The sequence below is a fragment of the Pseudofrankia sp. EUN1h genome, from assembly GCF_001854645.1.
GTDB classification, from domain to species: domain Bacteria; phylum Actinomycetota; class Actinomycetes; order Frankiales; family Frankiaceae; genus Pseudofrankia; species Pseudofrankia saprophytica.
In genome coordinates this window covers 189,246-207,453 of sequence record NZ_MBLN01000061.1, presented here as the reverse complement: position 1 = coordinate 207,453, position 18,208 = coordinate 189,246, and the positions used below count along the sequence as shown (strand labels likewise).

Sequence of the window (18,208 nt, the reverse complement as noted above, 5' to 3'; positions counted from 1 at the left end):
GGGCTTTGCGGCGAGGCAGGACGTCCATGTCAACGCTCCACGGCGTTCAGCAGGTCAACGAGGCGATCGAGATCGGGGCCGGTGACCTGCCAGCCGGCGTCCGCCAGGGTCGCGGCCAAAGGCGCGTCGGGAGTGATGAGGACGGCAACGTGGCGGTCGGGCCAGGCGAGATCGAGAGGGTAGCCGTCGTCTGTCTCATAGCCCTGTTCGGGAAGCGGGACGCCTGCGCCGGCGAGGCTGGCGAGCAGGGCCCGTTCGTCGTCGTCGGCGGCCGTGTCCACGAGCGCCTGCCAGGCGGGGGTCAGCGCCGCCGGGGTGGCGGCGCTCCCCTTCGCCCCGATGGGCGGTGCCGGCACCTTGGGGGCCGGGGCGAGGGCCTGGGAGAGCGCCAGCGGCCGGGCGCCGGCGGCATGGCCGAGGATGTTCGACAGGGCGAGCCACGCACGCCAGGCGGCGGCGCCCTCGTCGGTGCTGAGGGTGTCGTCGCGGTCGTCGACGACAATGAGCGATCCGACGTCGTAGGGCTGGGTCGCGCGGGCCGCGGTGGCGACCGCGAGCGGGCCGTGCCGCCAGCTCCAGCCGAGAAGGCCGGGACCCGTGGTGCTCGGGGTCGACTGCGGCGAGCCGGCGGTACGCGGCGCGGGTGCAATAGGCCGGGCACCGAGAACCTCGGCGGCGATCGGTGCCAGGTCGGCTCGGTCGCCGATGGGCACCGGTCGCGCGGTGATCAGGGCGAACGGCAGTCCTTCGGCGAGGGTCCGCCAGGCGTCGGGCCTGGGATCCATGATCCAGTCGACAAGCTGCGTGACGGCGTCGGCTGTCGCCGTCGCATCGGACATCGAACCGGCCGGGATGCGCTGCTGACGCAGTGCGGCGAGCCGTCCGCGGACCGCCTCGGTGTACCAGGATGCGCCGGCGGGGTGGGCGTGGTCGCCGCGGGCGAGCGCCTCGAACGTGGCGACGTCGTCGTCGGTGACCGCCCAGACGCGGTTGCCGGCGGAGCGCAGCACCGCCCGCTTCGCCGCGTCGTCGGCGAGCCGGTTGTGCGCGGGGCTGGCGTGCCAGAGCCGGCCGTCAGCGAAGATGTAGACCCGCGGAATCGCCGGGTCCTCGCAGAGCAGCTCGAAGTCGGGCCGGGAGCCGTGGGCGTGGACCTGGGGCCGCAGCGTCCAGCGGCGGTGGACCTGGCCGGGGACGCCGAACCGGACCTCGGTGCCGACGAGCTGCGGGATCTCCTGGACGGCGGCGCCGCGGGCCCGCAGCGCCTCGGTCAGCACGCGCCGGAACCGCAGTTCGAGCGCGCTGTCGAGCGAGGGCAGCGGAATGTCGGCGATGGAACGCAGGCGTTCGGGATGCCAGCCACGGCCGGCCTGGTCATCGGCGTCCGGGCTGGCGCCGACGCCTGCGATCGGCAGGCCGAGCAGCTCGCGCAGCACCTGTTCGGCGCGGGCGCGGGAGGTGCGTTCGACCTGCCTGGTGAACGGCAGGAGGCAGCGCGGGCAGGCGAGCAGCCCCTCGCCCCGGCACGGGCAGGCGGCGACGACGTCGAGCGCGGCGGTGAGGATCTCCCGGACCCGGCTGGGGCGGGCCAGGTCGGCCAGGTAGCCCGTGCCGCCGGGAACACGGTCGTGCAGGAGCAGGGCGGTGCGGTCTTGGCCGTCGACCGGCAGGTGCGCCTCGATCAGGTCGAGGTGGTCAGGGTTGCCGCCGAGGATCTCGCGCAGGCCGAGCAGCAGCGCGGCGCGCAGCGACGGGACGCCGAAATGGTCGTAGGTGACGTGCGGCGGCAGCAGCACCCGCACGGCCTGGGTCCGCAGGGTCCGGCCGAGGGCGAGTTCCGCCCAGGGAACGGCGATCGCGGCGCGGTACTGGCACCAGGCCCGGTGCCGCGCGCCGGGCAGGTCGCGCACGCCCGGCTGGGCGGCGGGGACGACCCCGCAGCCGGGGCAGACGGTGAACAGCGGGGCGCGGACCTCGACGCCGGCGAGCACCCGGGGCGCGCCCTGCTCGACGGCGCGGCCGGCGTTGACCCAGCGGATGTCGATCTGGCGGACGTATTCGGCACCGAACGGGTAGCCGCGCAGCTGCCACGCGTCGGTGACCTGGTCGGGGTCGACGTCGGCGGCCGGGACGACGGTGAACGCGAGCCGGTCGCGTTCGTCACGGGAGTCGGAGATCGCCGCGTTGTCCCGCGAGACCTGCGCGGAGACCCGTTCMAGGGGCAGGACGGGAAGCGCCTGCCCCGTGTCCGCGAGGCCGGTGTGCCCGCAACGCGGGCAGCTCGCCGGGACCGGCGGCGACGGCTCGGAGCTCCGAGAGGCCTGCGACCAGCCGCAGGCGGAGCACAGCCGCCAGGTCTGCACCAGCGCGTCGAGGTCGCGCCCGACGTCGACGGCGTCGATGCGGACGGCGAGGCCCTGTGCGTAGAAGGTGGAGCCGGGTGCCCATTCGGTGAGCGCGATGGCGCTGCCGCGTTGGTAGGCGCGGGCCTCCTCCCGGTACTCGGCGGTCTCGTGGTCGACCCAGCGCAGGGTGACGTCGAGGCTGACGGTGTCGTCGAGGAGGGTGTAGTTCGGCAGGACGCCGCGTTCCTCCAGCGCAGCGACCCAGAACTGGCCGCCGAGGTCGTGGCGGCGCTTCGCCAGGAACTTCAGCTCGGCTCCGGCGAGCCGGGCGGCGAGCCGGTCCTCGTCGGTGGCGGTCGGCCGGGCGGCGGCCTCGCGCAGGCCCGGGACCTGCTCGCTCAGCGCCGCGTGCCGGTGGCCCAGCTCGTCGATCTCCCGCCGGTAGTCGACGGCCGCATGGCGCACCAGCCGGCCCAGTCCCGCGGCCTCACCGTTGGCGAGGCCGGCGCCGGCCCAGCCGCGCAGGTCGTCGGCGGTGTCGGGACGGACCAGATCGCCGAACAGGGCGAGGAATGTCTCCACGTAGTCCGCCGCGTGCGCGGTGGCGTCGTCGAGAAGCTCGCCGAGCCAGGTACCCGGGCCGGCGTCGACGTCGGGGAAGACCCCGGCGGCGTTCGCCGGGTCCGGCACGCCGGCGCGCGCACGCCGGTCGACGAGCCAGGCGACGTACTGCCGGCGCAGGATCTCGATCGCGTCGAGGTAGGTCGCCGGCGGGCGGACCTCGCCGTCGAGCAGCGCCAGCGGGTCGTCGAGCAGCGCGGAGTTGCGGGCCTGGCCGGGGACGTAGGCCAGGATCAGTGCGTTGCCGGTGAGCCGGCCGGCCCGGCCGACCCGTTGCAGGTAGGACGCGACGGATCGGGGCAGCGAGCCGAGCAGCACCGTGGAAAGATCGCCGATGTCGATGCCGAGCTCCAGCGTCGGCGTCGCGGTGAGCACGTTCGGCACCGCGGGCCCGGTGCCCTCGCGGAAGGCGGTCTCGACGTCGAGGCGGACCTTGTCGGGCAGCAGCGAGGTGTGCTCGTGGGCGACGACCCGGCGCATGTCGCCGCTGCTGTAGAGGGCGCGGTAGTAGTCGTCGCCGCGGGGCGCGCGGCGCAGCGTCCCGGGGCAGAGCTGGCGCAGGCAGGCGGCGCCGTCGAGGTCGTCGATGGTCTGGCGCCGGCCGGGGGTGACGGTCTGGCAGACGTCGCAGCGCAGCGCCAGCGACCCGTTGGCCAGGCCCGCGTCGTCCGTGGTGGCGAGGGTGATCCGCTCCGGGTCGAGGGCGAACACAGTCGCTCCGGAGTTCGTCCGCCGCGTCCGCAGCCAGCCAACCGCGGCCGCCTCCTCCAGCAGCGCCCGCGCGACTAGGCCGCCGTCCCTGTTCGTCAGCCGCAGCTGCCGGGCCGACCAGCGGGCGTACCAGGCCCGGGTGCTGGTGACGGCGGCGAGCCGGTCGGCGCGGGCCGCCGTCGTCGGGAACGCGGGCGCGGGCCGGCCTGGCGGGAACGCGGGCAGGCCCTCGTTGCGGGCGCCCCCGCGGCCCCCGGTGAGGAACCAGCGGTTGCCGTCGTCGTCGACGTACCGGTCAAGCCAGTGGTGCGCGATCCCGCCCTGGGTGCGAACCCGTTCGAGCACGCCGCGAACCCAACCGGCGAGGCGCGCGTCGTCGAGGGTGGCGCCGAGCGCGTCGTCGATGTCCTGGGCAAGGCTCTGCTGCTCCCGGGCCTTCGTGATCGCCCGGCGGCCGACGTTGCGCAGCGCCCGTGTGGAGTCGGTGTCGACCTCGGCGACGACAGCGCCGGTGAGTTCCAGGGTGCGGCCGGTCCGGGCGTTGAGGCCGAACTCCAGGGCCGCGTCGAACAGCAGCCGGCGTTCGACCGCCCGCCGGGCGCCGGCGCGGTCGCGGGCGTTGCCGGCGGGATGCCAGTAGCGGTGGAAGGCCGCCCAGTCGGCCACCGCGGGCGGGACGAGCCGGTAGCGGCGGACGGGGTCGTCGCCGGCCCGGTTCATCGCCTCCCGGGGCAGGTCGGCCAGCGCCAGCGGCCCCTGGGCGTCGATCGTCTCGAACAGCGCGGCACGCAGGCTGAGCGCGTGCGAGCGGGCCTGCACGAAGCCGGCCATGTAGGCGGCGTCCTGCACCGAGTCGGTGAACAGCAGGCTCTTCTTCTCTGCCCGGTCCAAGTGCGTCGAGCCGAACAGCGCCGACAGGCTGACCGACGTCAGCGTCGACACGCCGGTGCCGAGGAACCGGATGCCGTCGGGCTGCTGGCAGGACGGGCAGGTCTGGTCGCGGGCCGCGGCGTCGTCATCCCAGTCGACGAGCACCGGTACAGATACCGATTCGTCGGCTCCGCCCTCGGCCGGCGGGGTGCCGAGGAGCTGGAGGCTCGCCACGTCCAGCCAAAGGAGGCCTTCGACGGGCGCCGCGTCGTCATCGGCGAGCGACGCTGCTTCGCCCGGGGCGTGCAGAAAGGCCCGGAACCGCTGGTCCCCCGCGCGGGACGCCTTGCGGATCGACGCGTCGGACACCTCGACGGACCGGCCGAGCACCGAGCGCAGCGCCCCCCAACCCGAGCGGCCGCAGTGCCGGCAGTACAGCGCCGGCAGGAACAGCTCCGCGTCGGCGTGCGCGCCGTCGTCGGACCAGCGAAACGCCGGCACCGCGCCGACCCGCCGGTCAACCCGCGTCACCTCTCGGATCCACAGCTGCGCGTCCACGCCGAGCAGCCGCCGGCCGGCGTCGCCGGCCGCGTCGCCACGGGCAGCGTCGGCGCGGGCCGCCGAGAGCAGGCCGAGGAGCGCCTCGACGACGAGCACGCCGTCGGCCCGGCCAGGGCTCGCGTCGTCCGGCAGGACCGCGGCGGCCAGCACCCGCGGCGGGGCCGGCCGCAGCGCCGCCGGCAGCAGACGTTCGACGAGCGGGTGGGCGGCCAGCAGCGCCGGTAGCCGGCCCCGGCCGCGCAGCCTTCGGATGTCCGCCGCCGACAGGCTCTCGCCGTCGCTCTCCCGGACGAACAGCTCCGCGAGCAGCGCGTGCGCCACGGCATCCGGGCCGCCGGTGGTCGCCGCGCGGACCGCGGCCGCCAGCAGCGCCGCCGACGCGACCGGCCGGGCCGCGATCCCCGGCGCGGTGCCGGCCGTCGCCGCCTGCCACTCGGCGGGCGACATCCGGTCCTCGACGACGACGGCCTCCGCGTCGAACGGGCAGCCGAACACCGTCTCGGCGAACGTCCGCATCGCCGCGAACGACGCCTCGTCGCCACCGCCGAGCGTCGCCGACGTCGCCACCGGCACGACATCGCCGAGCGGGGCGCCGTCGCGGGCGACGCCGAGCATCGAGCCGAGGCGGCGCAGCAGCATCGCCACATCGGTGCCCTGCGCGCCGTCGTAGGTGTGGAACTCGTCGAGCACGAGGTAGGTCAGCGACTCCTCGGCGCCGGCCCACAGGCCGCGGTCGTTCGCCCGCAGCAGCAGCTGGTCGAGCATCTTGTAGTTCGTCAGCAGCAGGTCCGGCGGGTCCGAGCGCAGCACCTCGCGCGACGTGATCAACCCCGCTGACGTCACCTGGGTGCGCTGCGGCTTGTCGTCTCCGGTATAGAGCCCGGCGGTCAGGCTCTTGAGGCGTTCGTCGCCGGTCAGCAGTTTCGCGAGCCGGCCCGCCTGGTCGTTCGCCAGGGCGTTCATCGGGTAGAGCAGCAGCGCCTTCAGCCCACGCTGGCCCTGCTGGCGCATCCGCAGGGCGTGGTCGAGAATCGGGATCAGGAACGCCTCGGTCTTACCCGAGCCGGTGCCGGTCGTGACCAGCGTCGGACGCGGTTTCGCGTGTTTCGACGACAGCCGCTCGAACGCCTGCGCCTGGTGGACGTACGGGGTGAAGTCCTGCTGCCACCAGTCCAGCGCGACCGTCCACGCGCCGTCCGCCGGGCGGAACGGCAGCCGCAGGCGAGCATACGGGCCGCGGAAGATGCCGGCGTCCGGGTCGGTCAGGAAGTCGGTCAGCGCCGCGCGGACGTCGTCGTCGGTCAGCGCGAACGTCGTCGACAGGTAGTCCGTCAACGCGCGGCGCAGATCCGCTGCCTGGAGCGAGGGCAGCAACGGGCCGCTCATGCCGAAGCGCCCCCGGCCGCCGGTCCGGTGCGAGCATCGGGGATCCTCGACGGAGGCTCCTCCGTGGCCGCCCGCTGCCGTTCGGCCGTGATCCGGGAGAAATGCTCGTGCGCCAGGCGCAGGTCCCGTTCGCGGTCGACGGTGAAGAACGGGCCGACATAGGTCCGCGTCGGCCCTTGGAGCGTGTGCACCGCCCGGCCGAGCGAACGCTGCTTGTCCAGCTCCTTCGCGAGTTCGGCCGGCAGCTCCCGTCCGAAGCTGTCGTACCGGGCCTTGCGCTCGTACTGCTGGAGCACCGGGAACTGCGTCCGGTAGACCGTCACCAGCTCCTCAGCCGTCAGCCCGAGCATCACGGCCACGATCGCGTCAATCTCCACCAAGGCCTGCCGCCGATCCGCCGCCCGCCGCAGCGGCGTCGCCCACTCCCAGACCGGAGCGACCTCCCCAATCTCTGGCCGGTCCCGGTAGTCAACGCCAACTCCTAATGCCCACGCGTCGATCGTCCAATCCGGCGAAAAAAGCTCCAGCCACAGCGGCGCATAGTCTCGGACCAGGCAGTTCAACCGCAGCGTCCGCAAGGCAAGCCGCGACTCCAACACATGTTGCCGAATGTGTGGCAGCTTACTGAAGACACCGACCGTGACGTCCGCGATCCCAGCAGCCTTGATAAAGAAGTCGGACGTTAGCGCACTCCAGAATCCAGCCGCGACTACGAGATCAAGATTATGGCCCACGGTGAGAGTATGGATCTGATTCATGTGCGTGGGCCCAGGCGGAAGGATCGCCGAATGAAGGCTGCGAACGGTAGCGGGATCGACTCTTCGACGCCACGCCAGACGAAAGTCATCACTACTGGGGTGAGAATTCCATTGGGGATAGGCAGCCCGAAATTCTTTCATTGGTCGACTGCGCACATAATTTGACTTCGAAATAAATCCCTCATCAATCTTCTCGAGATCTAGAAGGCTGTAATCCATCTGATTGCGGGCGGTCGGATTCGGMTGCTGGAACAATGGATTGCCGACGGTTAGATGTGGACCTTGCAATATTGCTTCGTCCCACGATGGCGGGGTCGATGGGCGACGCTCGAACCATCCGCGTTGACGGTCCGCCGTCTCGTGCCACCCCGGAACCCAAGAATAGGCAAGTCGCCCAAAGCGTGGCGCCCGCGCCATCTGCCCTAGCACGCCGGCGCTTGATCGGTTGACCGGGAAGAGCATTCTTGTACTTTCAGGCGACGCCTCAGGACCTTCGAGAAGGGCCGCCCACTGCCGAAGAACGTTCGTATCTACGGATGTAATTCGTGCCCGATGCGGTCGAGTGTCCCAGCGCCCGCCCTCGTCCCGCAATCCAGGCTCCGGCCCAGAGCCGTCGTGCACGAGGGACCGGTCGATAATGTCAGGCTGGTAGATCCATCCCGCATGGAAGAACGAAGGCTCCCTCATCCTTCCGTAGACATGGACCCCAAATCCCTGCTTGTGGCTAATTTCCGAGAAGATTTTCATGCTGTTCTGGAATCCCCAGTGCCGGCGCAGCCGACGGTAGGACTCCAGGCGAAGATCCGCCGCCCGAGACTCTGTATAGTGCGACTCGGGATGCAATAGGGAAACGACGCCATTCGAAGCGGCGGATCTCCAGGTTTGGTCCATGAAGCATCGATACAGATCTGGCTGAAGTCCATGCAGGCGCGGTCGGTCAACTGCGCTGCCAAAGTGCGCATTGGCGCCTTGCTGGTCAGCCCGCTGATCTATATACCAGGTTGCGGCGTCAGCCAAGGAAAAAGTGTACTCGCGACGCTCGATCTTCGTCTGCTCCGATGCGTCGGGAGCAAGAACCCACCACGGGTCGAACTCTGCCAGCACCCCGGCCTCGTCCCAGTCGGGGCGGACCCAGGGTGGGTTTCCAACCTGGAGGTCGAAGCCGCCCCGGGTGAAGACCTGGGGGAACTCCAGCTCCCAGTGGAAGAAGCCCTGCGTCTGAGCGATATCGGCGGCAACCGTCAGCCAGGGGTACTTGGCCAACGCCTCGTCGACGGGCAGTGAGAACGTGAATCCCAGGTCGAGCCTTTCGGCGGCGTCGAGGTCGCGCCAGGAGACGTCGCCGGTGAAGGTGGTCTGGCCGGCCTTCTCGGCGGCGAGCGTCCGGCGGTCCGCGGAGGTCACCCCGAGCAGGGCCTCCAGGCCGCCGAGCCAGGCTTGCCAGTCCGGCGGCGCGGTCGTCGTCGTCAGCGGCCACGACCAGAGCGCGCACCAGGCGTCCATGACCCGGCGAAGCCGCCGGTAGGCGTTGTCCTCGTCGCGCAGGAACGCCTCGACGTCCTCCCGGCGCACGGACTCGGCGGCGGTCCATTCTTCCCGGCGCTGCTCGTCGACGACCCGCGCCATACCGGTGAGCGCCGTCGGCTCGTCGGCCGTGCTGTCCGCTCCCCAGACCGCGGTGTCCCGCTGGATGCCCGCCTCGGCGAGGAGCAGCCGCCGGCGGGTCAGGTCCCAGAGCGCCTCTACTCGGAGAGCCAGTCTGCCGAGCCGCCCGCGGGTATGAGTGTCCGGGCTGCTGAGAATGCCCGAACGCCATTTCCGCAGCTCTTCGCGCTTCTCCGGGGCGTAGGTCTTCGCTTCGGGGGTGTCGATGACGGCGCCCCAGCCGGCGGCGGGGAGGAGGAAGTGGTGGATGCCCTCGCCAACGGAGGGAACGAAGCCGGGCGCGGTCGGGTCGTGCAGGCCGACGTCCTTGGGGACCGTCGTGAGCCATTTCTTGGCCTTGAGCAGGCCAGGGTCGTAGACGGCGCGGCGGGCGCCGATGAGGCTGTTGCCGCGGCGCAGGTGCAGGCCGAACCAGGGGGCGGCGAGGCCGGCCTGCATGGTGTCGAGCCACAGCGACACCTCGGCGAGCTCGACGGCGGTGGCGTTGAGGTCTACGCCGTAGACCTGGTGCAGCGCAAGGTAGGCCTTCACGCGTTGCAGCTCGGCTGGGTAGTCCTCCGCCGGGATGCGGACGCCGGCCTCGTCCTGGGCGCGGCGCAGGTATTCGGCGGCGAGCTGGCGGACGGYCTCGATGGCGAATGCGCCAGACCCGAGCGCTGGCTCGCAGATCGTCAGCCGCAGAATGTCGGCGGCCTTCGTCTGCACGCCGTCCTGGTCGAGCAGTTCGGCGAGCGCGTGGTGAAYGACGGAGCGGGTCAGCGACTCGGGCGTGTAGTAGGACGCGGACTGCTGGCGTTCCCGGCCGGCGAGGCGGAACACGAACGAGCCGCKCCGGTGCAGCACCGGCTTCGGCTCGCCGGTCTGCTCGTCCTTCTCCCGGACCAGGGAATCGGCGAGGACTTTGTCGTCCCAGACCCGGTCGGCGGGGACGAGCCAGGTGCCGCCGGACGGGTCGCCGCCCTTCGCGACCTCGTAAAGGTCGGTCTCGGCGATCATGCCGGACCAGGACATCAGACCCTCGTAGACCGCGCCGAGCTGGTTGATGCCCAGCTCGCCGTAGGAGATGAAGCCGCGGTCCTCGTTCTTCTTCACCGGGGTGAGCAGCAGATGGCCCAGCACCTGCTGCAGCGCCTCGTTCCCGAGCCCGACCTCGTCGATCAGCGCCGTCGCGGCCGGCGCGAACAGGTCGGACCGCAGTGCCTGGAACACCAGCCGATCCCCGACACTCACGGCGTCGTAGCCGCCGTCGTCCTCGGCCAGCTCGTCGGCGCCGGTGAGGAGGCTGCCGGCGCCGGCGGGGCCGCGCTCGGCGGCGCCGCCCGCGTGCCGCGCCGCGGAACTGTTGATCTCCGCGTTCCGCGGAACGCCACCGCCACCCGCGACGCGCCGGGCGACCGGGCCGTCGATCTCCGCGTTCCGCGGAACGCCGCCAGCGGCATTCCGCGCGGCGGCGCGGCGGGGGTCGAAGCCCTCCTCGACGAGGCGGAACAGCAGCGCGAGCGAGTCGTAGAGGTAGGTGCCGTTGCGGGAGCGGTCGCTGGACAGGTCGGTGAGGATCACGTCGCGCAGCCGGTCGAGGCCGTAGCCCGCCTGATACTCGGGCGCGCCGACGGGCAGCACCTCCAACTGCGGCGACGCCTCGGCGTAGAGCAGGAAGAGGATCCGGTAGAGGAAGCGCAGCGCCTGGCGGGCAAGATCGCGGCCGAGGCCGGGCACGCCCAGCACCGGCAGGCCGCGGGCGGCCCGCCGGGCGACCACGTCGTTCGCGAGGATCGAGATCGACAGCCGCACGCCGGTCCGCAGCCCGGCGGAGACGCCGACGGTGTGCTGGACGGACTTCTCCAGCAGGCCGAGCCACGGCGCCTGGCCGTCGTCGGCGGGCAGCAGCAGGTCGGGGCCGAGCATCGCGGCGGCGTGCTCCAGCTCGCCGGCGCGTTTCGTGTCGCGCCGGTCGGCGACGACGCCGAGGTCGACGGCGAGCCAGCGGCCCTCGGCCCAGCGGGCCCGTTCGGCGAGCATCAGCCAGCGGCCGGCCTGGACGAGCACGAACGGTGGCGCGTCGTCGGTCAGGAAGATCGTCGAAACGGTCTTCGCCAGTGCGTCCTGGGGCTTGCCGTCCACCGTCGCCGGGTCGAATAGCAGCCCGCTCGCCGCGTCGAGGAGCTCTTCGACGGCGGAGACAGGCCGGGCCTCGACGACGAGCAGCGCGGTTCCGGTCGCCGACGGGTGGACGACGGCGGTAGGTAGTCGCACCTCGTCGCCGGACCGGTCCGACTTCCAGGAGACCGGATTGCGATCCAGCAGTAACGCGCGCCGGACCTCGCGATGGGTCTCGCGGACCGAGTCGTCGGACGGGTCCTCGCCCAGCGCGCCGAACCGGCGGGCGAGTGTCGTCGCCGCGTCGCGCAGCGCCGACCGGGCACTCGGATGGCCGGCCGCCTCGGTCTCGTCCCAGCGGTCCCGCAGGGCGAGGACCTCGGCGAGGAAGGTGCCGCCGCGCCCGTCCGAGGTGAGGTAGTGCTCCGAGATCCAGGACTCGCCGACGACGATGGCGTCGAAGCTGGGCATCAGTTTGGTTCTCCCAGGGGCATGGGGATGACGACGGCCAGGGGGCGTAGCAGCCGCTGACTCGCCTTCAGGGACAGCGCGATCTCTTCTTCCAGGCTGACCCGGCGGGCGAGGCGGCGGACCTTGGCCCGCGCGGCGCCGGTGAGCTCCAGTTCGAGCTGCGCGGCCTGCGCCCGCCACCGCCCCTGCCGGCCGGACCACGCCTGCAGCCGGCGGTCGAGGTCGGCGTGCTGGGTCTGCTCGGCGAGGTCGAGCGCGGCGGACGCCGCGTCGAGCGCGGCAGGTACCAACGCCGCCAGTTCGGGGGTGACGGTCGCGGCACCTGGGTTGACCGGTGCCTGGTCGGTCAGGCCCGTGCTTTCGAATAGTTCCAGGCCGTCGACCACTTGTGCGAACGGCAACGCGGCGCTGCCGGTCGGGAACTCGACGGACACCAGCTGACGGGTGACGACCTGGCCGCGCCGGTTCATGAGCGTCGCGAGGACCAGCACCCGCGGGATGTCGACCGTTCCATGGACGAGGGGCACCTCGTTACGACCGGATGCGGCCAACACCTTGTCCGCGGCCCAGTCGAGGACGGGGTGCAGCGGGGAGAGGAAGTGCGCCTCCGGCCAGGTCGACCCATGGGGTGGGACCACCTCGCGCACGGTGACGGTGTCGCCCTTGGTCGACCTGGCCGCCGGCCGGCCGCGGCGTTTCGGCGCGGCGGCGCCTTCGCGGGCGGTGCGCAGGCTGTCGAGCGCGACCTCCGGCGCGGTGGCCAGCAGTAGCTGCTGACGGACGCCACGCTCGGTGACGTACGACGCGGGCAGCGCGTCGAGGCGGGTCCGCAGGTCACGCGGCGGGGTCAGCGAGACGAGCGCCGCGCCCTGGTGCACCGTCCAGCCGACGCCGCCGCTGCCCGGCGGGGCGCCCCGCTCCTCGGTCGGCGGGCGCGTCGGCTGGTCGTAGACCTCGGCGAGGGCGTCCTGCAAGAACGCGAGGTCGGTCGGGTAAAGCGATTCGCGCGCCCTGGTCGGCGGCGGTGGCGGCAGCTCGGTGGTCGCGGCAGCGGCGGCGAAGTCGGTGTCGAACTCGTCGCCGAACATCGCCATCAGGTCGTCGTCACCGGCCGCGGCGCCAGCGTCGGGGATGAGGTCGTCGAGATCGCGGTGGCGGGCCAGCGCGTCGCGGATCGCACCCTCTTCGGCCTTCGGCGAGTGCAGGTGCATCAGCGTCGCCGCGTCGCCGAGCGTGCTGTGCGCCAGATGCTCCTTGGCGAGCAGCTTTTCGAGCACGCGGACGTCGCCGCTGAAGTGCTCGTCGGACGGGGTGAGCGCGAGCGCGGCGATCTGCGGCGGGTACTGCTGGCCGTAGCGATCGATCCGGCCATTTCGCTGCTCTATGCGTATGAGCGACCACGGGATGTCGATGTGCACGAGGTGGTGGCACTGGGCGTGCAGGTTGACGCCCTCGCTGGCCACATCGCCGGTGATGAGGACGCGTATCGGGCTCGCGGCAGTCTTGAAATCGTCGACGATGCGTTCCTGCTCGATGTCCGGCAGCGCGCCGTGCATGACGGCGATTTGGTCACGGGTGAGGCCGAGCAGCGGCGCCAGGTTGGTCGCGAGCCAGCCGAGAGTGGCGACCCGCTCGGCGAACAGCACCGCCCGGGTCGGCGAGCCCGCACCGACGCCCACCTTGCGCAGATAGTCCGCGAGAACGGTCAGCTTGCCGTTGGTCTTGGTGCCCTGCCGGCTGACGGCGGTCTCCGCCAGCTCGCGTAGTCGTTCGAGCGCTTGGCGTTCCCGTTCGGTGTCGCGGTCGGTCAGCGCGCTGATCCGCTTCAGCCTGCCTTCGGTCGTCTCCAGCAGCGCGGCCGGGGACGACAGGAACGCCTTCGCCAACGTCCAAGGGAACAGTGCCGCTCCCTTGCCGGACACCGGGGAGGTCGCGCCGGGGCGCGGATAGAGCCACGTCGTCGACAGCTCGGTGGCGATCGCGTCCTCGGCCGGCGACGGGGTCACCGGGATGACCAGCGGTTCCGGCCGCGGCGCCCAGTCGGCGCCGACCTCCGCGGCGACCTCCGGGGAGTTGCGGTGCCGGCGGACGAACAGCCGGGTGACGTCCTGGACGTCATACTCGCCGTCCGGGCCGACCGCCGTCGGGTCGAGCAGTCGCAGCAGCTCGGCGAACGAGTCCTTCTTGCCGTTGTGCGGCGTTGCCGAAGCGAGGATCAGCGCCTCGGCGTTCGGCGCCAGCACCCGGGCCAGCTCGTTGTTCAGCGTGCCGACATTGGTCAGATTGTGGGACTCGTCGATGACGACGACGTCCCAGCGGTGCTTCTCCAGGAACGAGCGGTACCGCGGTGACTTCAACGTGTCGATCGAGACGATGATCCGCCGGTAGAAGGTGAACGGATTGCGGTTCGCCGGCAGCTTCTGGCGGACTCGCTGCAGCCCGTCGGAGTCCAGGCGGACCAGCGGCAGGCCGAACCGGCACCACAGCTCGTGCTGCATCTGCTCCAGCACATGGCGCGGAGTGACCACCAGGACCCGGTCGGCGCGTCCCCGCCTCGTCAGCTCGGCCAACAGCATGCCGATCTCCAGCGTCTTCCCGAGCCCGACCGCGTCGGCGATCAGCACCCGAGGGCGCAGGTTCTCCGGCGCCAATGCGTGCGCGACCGCCTGACGCTGGTAGTTCAGCCGGTTGACCAGCATCCCGTCGGACACGGTCAGCGCCGGGTCGCCGAACGGCATCGGCGTGCGCCGCAGCGTCGCCTCCAGCCACAGCCGGGTCCGGCGATGCTTCGGCGACGCGTCCGACCGCAGCACGGCCTTGCGCGGGTCGAGCACGGTGATGTCCCGGTCGAGCGCGGTGAAGAACGTTGCGGCTGTCTCGCGAACCAGCTCGCTCAGCCCGACGACGTCCAGCCGCCAGTCATCCCAGGCGGCCCGCTCCGCCGCCGTGACCAGCCATTCCTCATCCCGGGCAACAACCACACACCCCGGCGCAAACGTGACCATGCCCCCGCCCCCCTGGCCCAGGGGGTAATCAGCCCGTCTGCGCCGAAGCGTGAGCGTACTGCTACCTAGGCGATATTTGTTAGCGATGCGGCAATATTGTCCGCATCGTGCGCCGGTCTCCGGCTACACGCTGCGCCACGTCCATGAGCACAACCGGCCGGCTTGCCCAGGACAAATCCAAGCCGGCCAAGCACGTCGATGTTGATGATGAAGGTGTGCGGATAGGCGAGAGGGTAGAAAAGGCCGTAGCAGGGCTCGCCTTGCTGGTCGGCTCGGCAGTGGCGGTAGTCGTCGCGTGGCAGGCGGGGCAGGGTGTCGCGGCGACGGCGGTCGCGGTGCTGGTCGGAGCCCCAGGACTGGCCTTGGCATGGGCGACCTTCAGAGCCGACCGTCGGGACGCCGCTGCCGCGGACACCGAGGTTGCCGGCGTGGCGGATCGACTAGCCGACCAGACTCGACGGCAGTGGTCAGCAGAGGCGGGTCGACGCGATCTCAACCAGCCGACGCTGGACGTCGCGTGGGAGCCCGCCAGCACATCCCTGTCCCAGCCGTGGGCCTTGCTGCAGCGGCGGGCCCGGGCCAGCGTCGGCTGGCGTCCGCCAGAACAACCGGCTGAGAGCCCAGCGCAACTCGCCGGCGTCGGGAGCGAACTCGTCCAGGTGTTGGCCCGAGTGCCCACCGGCCGGGTGATCGTGCTCGGCGAGCCTGGAACAGGCAAGACGACGCTCCTCATCCGCCTCGTCCTGGACCTGCTCGACCGGCGCATGCCGGGCGGACCGGTGCCGCTACTCATTCCGCTCGCGTCGTTCGATCCCGACCGGGACACGTTCTCCCGCTGGTTGGAAGCCCAGATCATTCGTGAGAATCAGTGGCTAGAAACGCGCTCGGCCGCCAGGATCAGCCGCGCCCGTGCCCTCCTCGACGCCAGACTGGTCCTGCCAATACTGGACGGTCTTGACGAAGTCCGCGCGACTGGCCGCGATCGGGTCATCGCCGCCATCAACACCGCCGTCGCCGACGGCCAGCCACTCGTGCTTAGCAGCCGAGTAAAAGCATTTCGTCATGCCATTCGCCCAGGCCGAGGCCGGCTTATCCATGTCGACGGCGCCGTCGCGATCCGACTGCGCCCGCTGGATCCCGCACAGACAGCTGCATATCTCATCGACTCCGCTGGCGGCCACGGTCCTGAACGCTGGGCCTCTGTCCTCACTGCCGTGACCACCAGTCCGGCGTGTCCAGTTGCCGAGGCTCTCTCCACGCCGCTGATGGCCAATCTGGCCCGCGCCATCTACAACCCCCCGCGATGCGAGGCCGCTAGCGGCCTTCCCGACCCAGCCGAGCTGTGCGACGCGGCTCGTTTTCCCACTCGCGCCGCCATCGAGGAGCACCTCCTTGACGGACTCGTCCCCGCCGCCTACCGACCGCACCCAGAGCAGGCACGGCAGTGGTCAGCTGACCAAGCCATCGACTACCTTAGATTCTTGGCCCGCCATCTCGAACATCGCCAGCGCACCACCGGYCTCGCCTGGTGGGAAATACATCGCGCTACACCAAAAACATACATTTCCCTCACAGCCACCACCGCCTTCGGGCTCGCGCTCGGGCTCGCCTTTGGCGMTGTATGTGGACTCCAATACGGCTTCCTCTTCGGATTCCCATTTGGATTCACGACTGGACTAACATTCAGTGTTCCCCTCGGGCTCGCAGCCAGGGGGCGCAGCATGACTCCGAGAGGGATATTTCTACACCGCCCACGACTAGTCGATCTTTGCGGCAGGCTCGGGGGCCTGCTCACGGTTGGACTCGGAATCGGGGTCGCGGTGGGAATCGCGCTCGGAATTGGGGCCGAGACAGAGCTCGGACTCACGTTTGGAATCGTTTTCGGAATCGCGGGCGAAATCGCGTTTGTGCTGGCATTTGGACTCGGGCTCGACACAACGATTGATACCCCACGATCCGCAGACCCGCGATCCGTACTCGCCAAGGACCGATCGAATGCGTTCGCGTTAGGGCTCACAGTCGGCATAGTGTTCGGGCTTGCGATTGGGATTGCCTTCGCGATCATGTTCGGGCTTGCGACCGGGCTTGCGGCCGGGCTTGCCGTTGGGCTCGCATTCGGACTCACTATCCCACTCGCCTCAGCGTGGGCCCGGTTCCGTATCGCCTGTCTGTGGTTGGCCTGGCGCGGCCATCTACCCGTCCGGCTGATGGCTTTCCTGTCCGATAGCCACAAGCGGGGAATTCTCCGACAAGCCGGAGCAACATGGGAATTCCGCCATGCCAACCTTCAACATCGCCTCGCGACCCAGCGCTGAATCTGCCAAATGCTGGTCGCGGACGCTGATCCAGCTGCGAAGGTTCGTCCCGCCCGCGGATGCAAGGCACGTGCAGGCTGAAGCGTTGCCCGACTGGCACTCCGTGAGGTACTTAGGTACCCTGGTGCCGGGAGGTGAGCGGTTATGACGACCGCGGGACCGCGCCGTCAGGCGCCGCTGAAGGTCGACCCGGCGACGGACGAGCTGATCTCGCAGGCGGCGCACTTCCTTGGTATGTCGAAGAAGGACCTCGTCGCCGAGGCCGTGCAGATCTACCTGAAGCAGCGCCGCGAGGAGATCCGCCTGGGGATGGTCGCCTCGATGAGGGTCCTCGACGGCTCCCTCTCGGCGAGCGTCGCAGCGCTGACCGGGCTATCCCCTGAGCGGATCGAGCAACTCGGCGGCGCCGGAGACTGGGAGACCTGACCCCGATGCCCGTCCGACCCACCCTGCGCTGCCTCCGCGAGGATCTGCGCCTGCCCGTCCCACCGGCCAGCACACCGCTCGACCAGGTCGACCATCCCCTCCTGGCCAAGGCGACCGAGCAGTTCGCGGATCCAGACACCCCGCATGAACGGATCCGGGCCGTCGACGATGTCGTCCTGTTCAAGGTCAAGATCGGCCGTTGGCGTGGCGCGGCCTATTCCGATGACGCCACCGAGGTCCACGCTTGGCTGGTCGCGGCCGGCATCCGCGAGGACGGCTCATCCGAGGACTTCTACACGGCCCTGCACGCCCAGGCCCGCGCCGCTCGGCAGCGCTTTAACGCCGACCACGACAAACCGCTCACGACCGACACCCACAGCCACCACCTGCTCCCCGGACCCGACGACGAGGACCGCTACCGCCTCGAAGCCGGCACCCGGCTCGCACTCCGCCTCGACGCCACCGTCCGCGACCTCACCCGCGGCTCCCTACGCGACGGCCACGAACACGCCGCCGACCTCGCCGGCTTCCGCCTCGGCATCCTCATCCGCGCCGATCACGGCCACGAGACCTACGTCGCCGTCCGGATCACCGGCTCCGTCCCGGCCAACCTCACCGCGGTGATCCTCGCCCGCGTCCCCGGCTGCGCCCCCGACGGCTGGTTCCCCGAGTACGCCCTCCCTGAACGCCACCTGCTCCCCGCCGAACAAGCCTGGTCCAACCTCATGGACCCCAAAGCCGCCGCACACCTCCTCGACGACTAGCAATAGCCAGGCTCGACCTCCGCAGGGACGAACTGCCGGTCGCGCTCGCCCGGTCTACGGGGTGCTGGCGTCGCTGGGTTCCCGCTCGCCGACATATCAGCAGTACTGAGCCGCGCGGCGGCGCGTCGATCGACCCAGATCGCCACGCGGCTCTGTCGGCGTGGCCAGCCGATGGCCACGCCCCAGCAGCCACGCTCAGCGACGACACCCCCG

The 18,208-nt window shown here is 70.9% G+C and carries 6 protein-coding genes; 3 read left to right on the top strand and 3 right to left on the bottom strand.

Features of this window, described 5'->3' with window-relative positions:
• Window positions 1-29 precede the first annotated feature (29 nt).
• The 3 genes from BCD49_RS45915 to BCD49_RS22610 are packed head-to-tail and all read right to left on the bottom strand — an operon-like array spanning window position 30 to window position 14,490.
• Complete coding sequence (locus tag BCD49_RS45915; protein ID WP_071041871.1) at window positions 30-6,494, bottom strand: DEAD/DEAH box helicase; 6,465 nt, start codon at window positions 6,492-6,494, stop codon at window positions 30-32.
• Window positions 6,491-11,485, bottom strand: coding sequence for an Eco57I restriction-modification methylase domain-containing protein (locus BCD49_RS22615; RefSeq protein WP_071041870.1), 4,995 nt, complete (start codon window positions 11,483-11,485; stop codon window positions 6,491-6,493). The genes BCD49_RS45915 and BCD49_RS22615 overlap by 4 nt, the downstream gene beginning before the upstream one ends.
• Window positions 11,485-14,490: a helicase-related protein gene (locus tag BCD49_RS22610; RefSeq protein WP_007514923.1), complete on the bottom strand. Its 3,006-nt coding sequence runs from the start codon at window positions 14,488-14,490 to the stop codon at window positions 11,485-11,487. The genes BCD49_RS22615 and BCD49_RS22610 overlap by 1 nt, the downstream gene beginning before the upstream one ends.
• A gap of 143 nt (window positions 14,491-14,633) precedes the next feature.
• Between BCD49_RS22610 and BCD49_RS45190 the strand changes: the two genes are divergently transcribed.
• From BCD49_RS45190 to BCD49_RS43195, 3 genes are all read left to right on the top strand, one after another.
• A complete protein-coding gene (locus BCD49_RS45190; RefSeq protein WP_083401628.1) occupies window positions 14,634-16,805 on the top strand; it encodes an NACHT domain-containing protein in 2,172 nt (723 codons plus the stop codon).
• A gap of 144 nt (window positions 16,806-16,949) precedes the next feature.
• Complete coding sequence (locus BCD49_RS22600) at window positions 16,950-17,231, top strand: hypothetical protein (RefSeq protein ID WP_007514925.1); 282 nt, start codon at window positions 16,950-16,952, stop codon at window positions 17,229-17,231.
• A 5-nt stretch (window positions 17,232-17,236) separates the two neighbouring features.
• A complete protein-coding gene (locus BCD49_RS43195) occupies window positions 17,237-17,995 on the top strand; it encodes a hypothetical protein (RefSeq protein WP_007514926.1) in 759 nt (252 codons plus the stop codon).
• Window positions 17,996-18,208: the final 213 nt, after the last annotated feature.

Bases quoted from the DNA above. Each gene is read 5' to 3' on its own strand.
- BCD49_RS22610 (WP_007514923.1), bottom strand. From the start codon at position 14,490: ATGGTCACGTTTGCGCCGGGGTGTGTGGTTGTTGCCCGGGATGAGGAA.
- BCD49_RS43195 (WP_007514926.1), top strand. From the start codon at position 17,237: ATGCCCGTCCGACCCACCCTGCGCTGCCTCCGCGAGGATCTGCGCCTG.
- BCD49_RS22600 (WP_007514925.1), top strand. From the start codon at position 16,950: ATGACGACCGCGGGACCGCGCCGTCAGGCGCCGCTGAAGGTCGACCCG.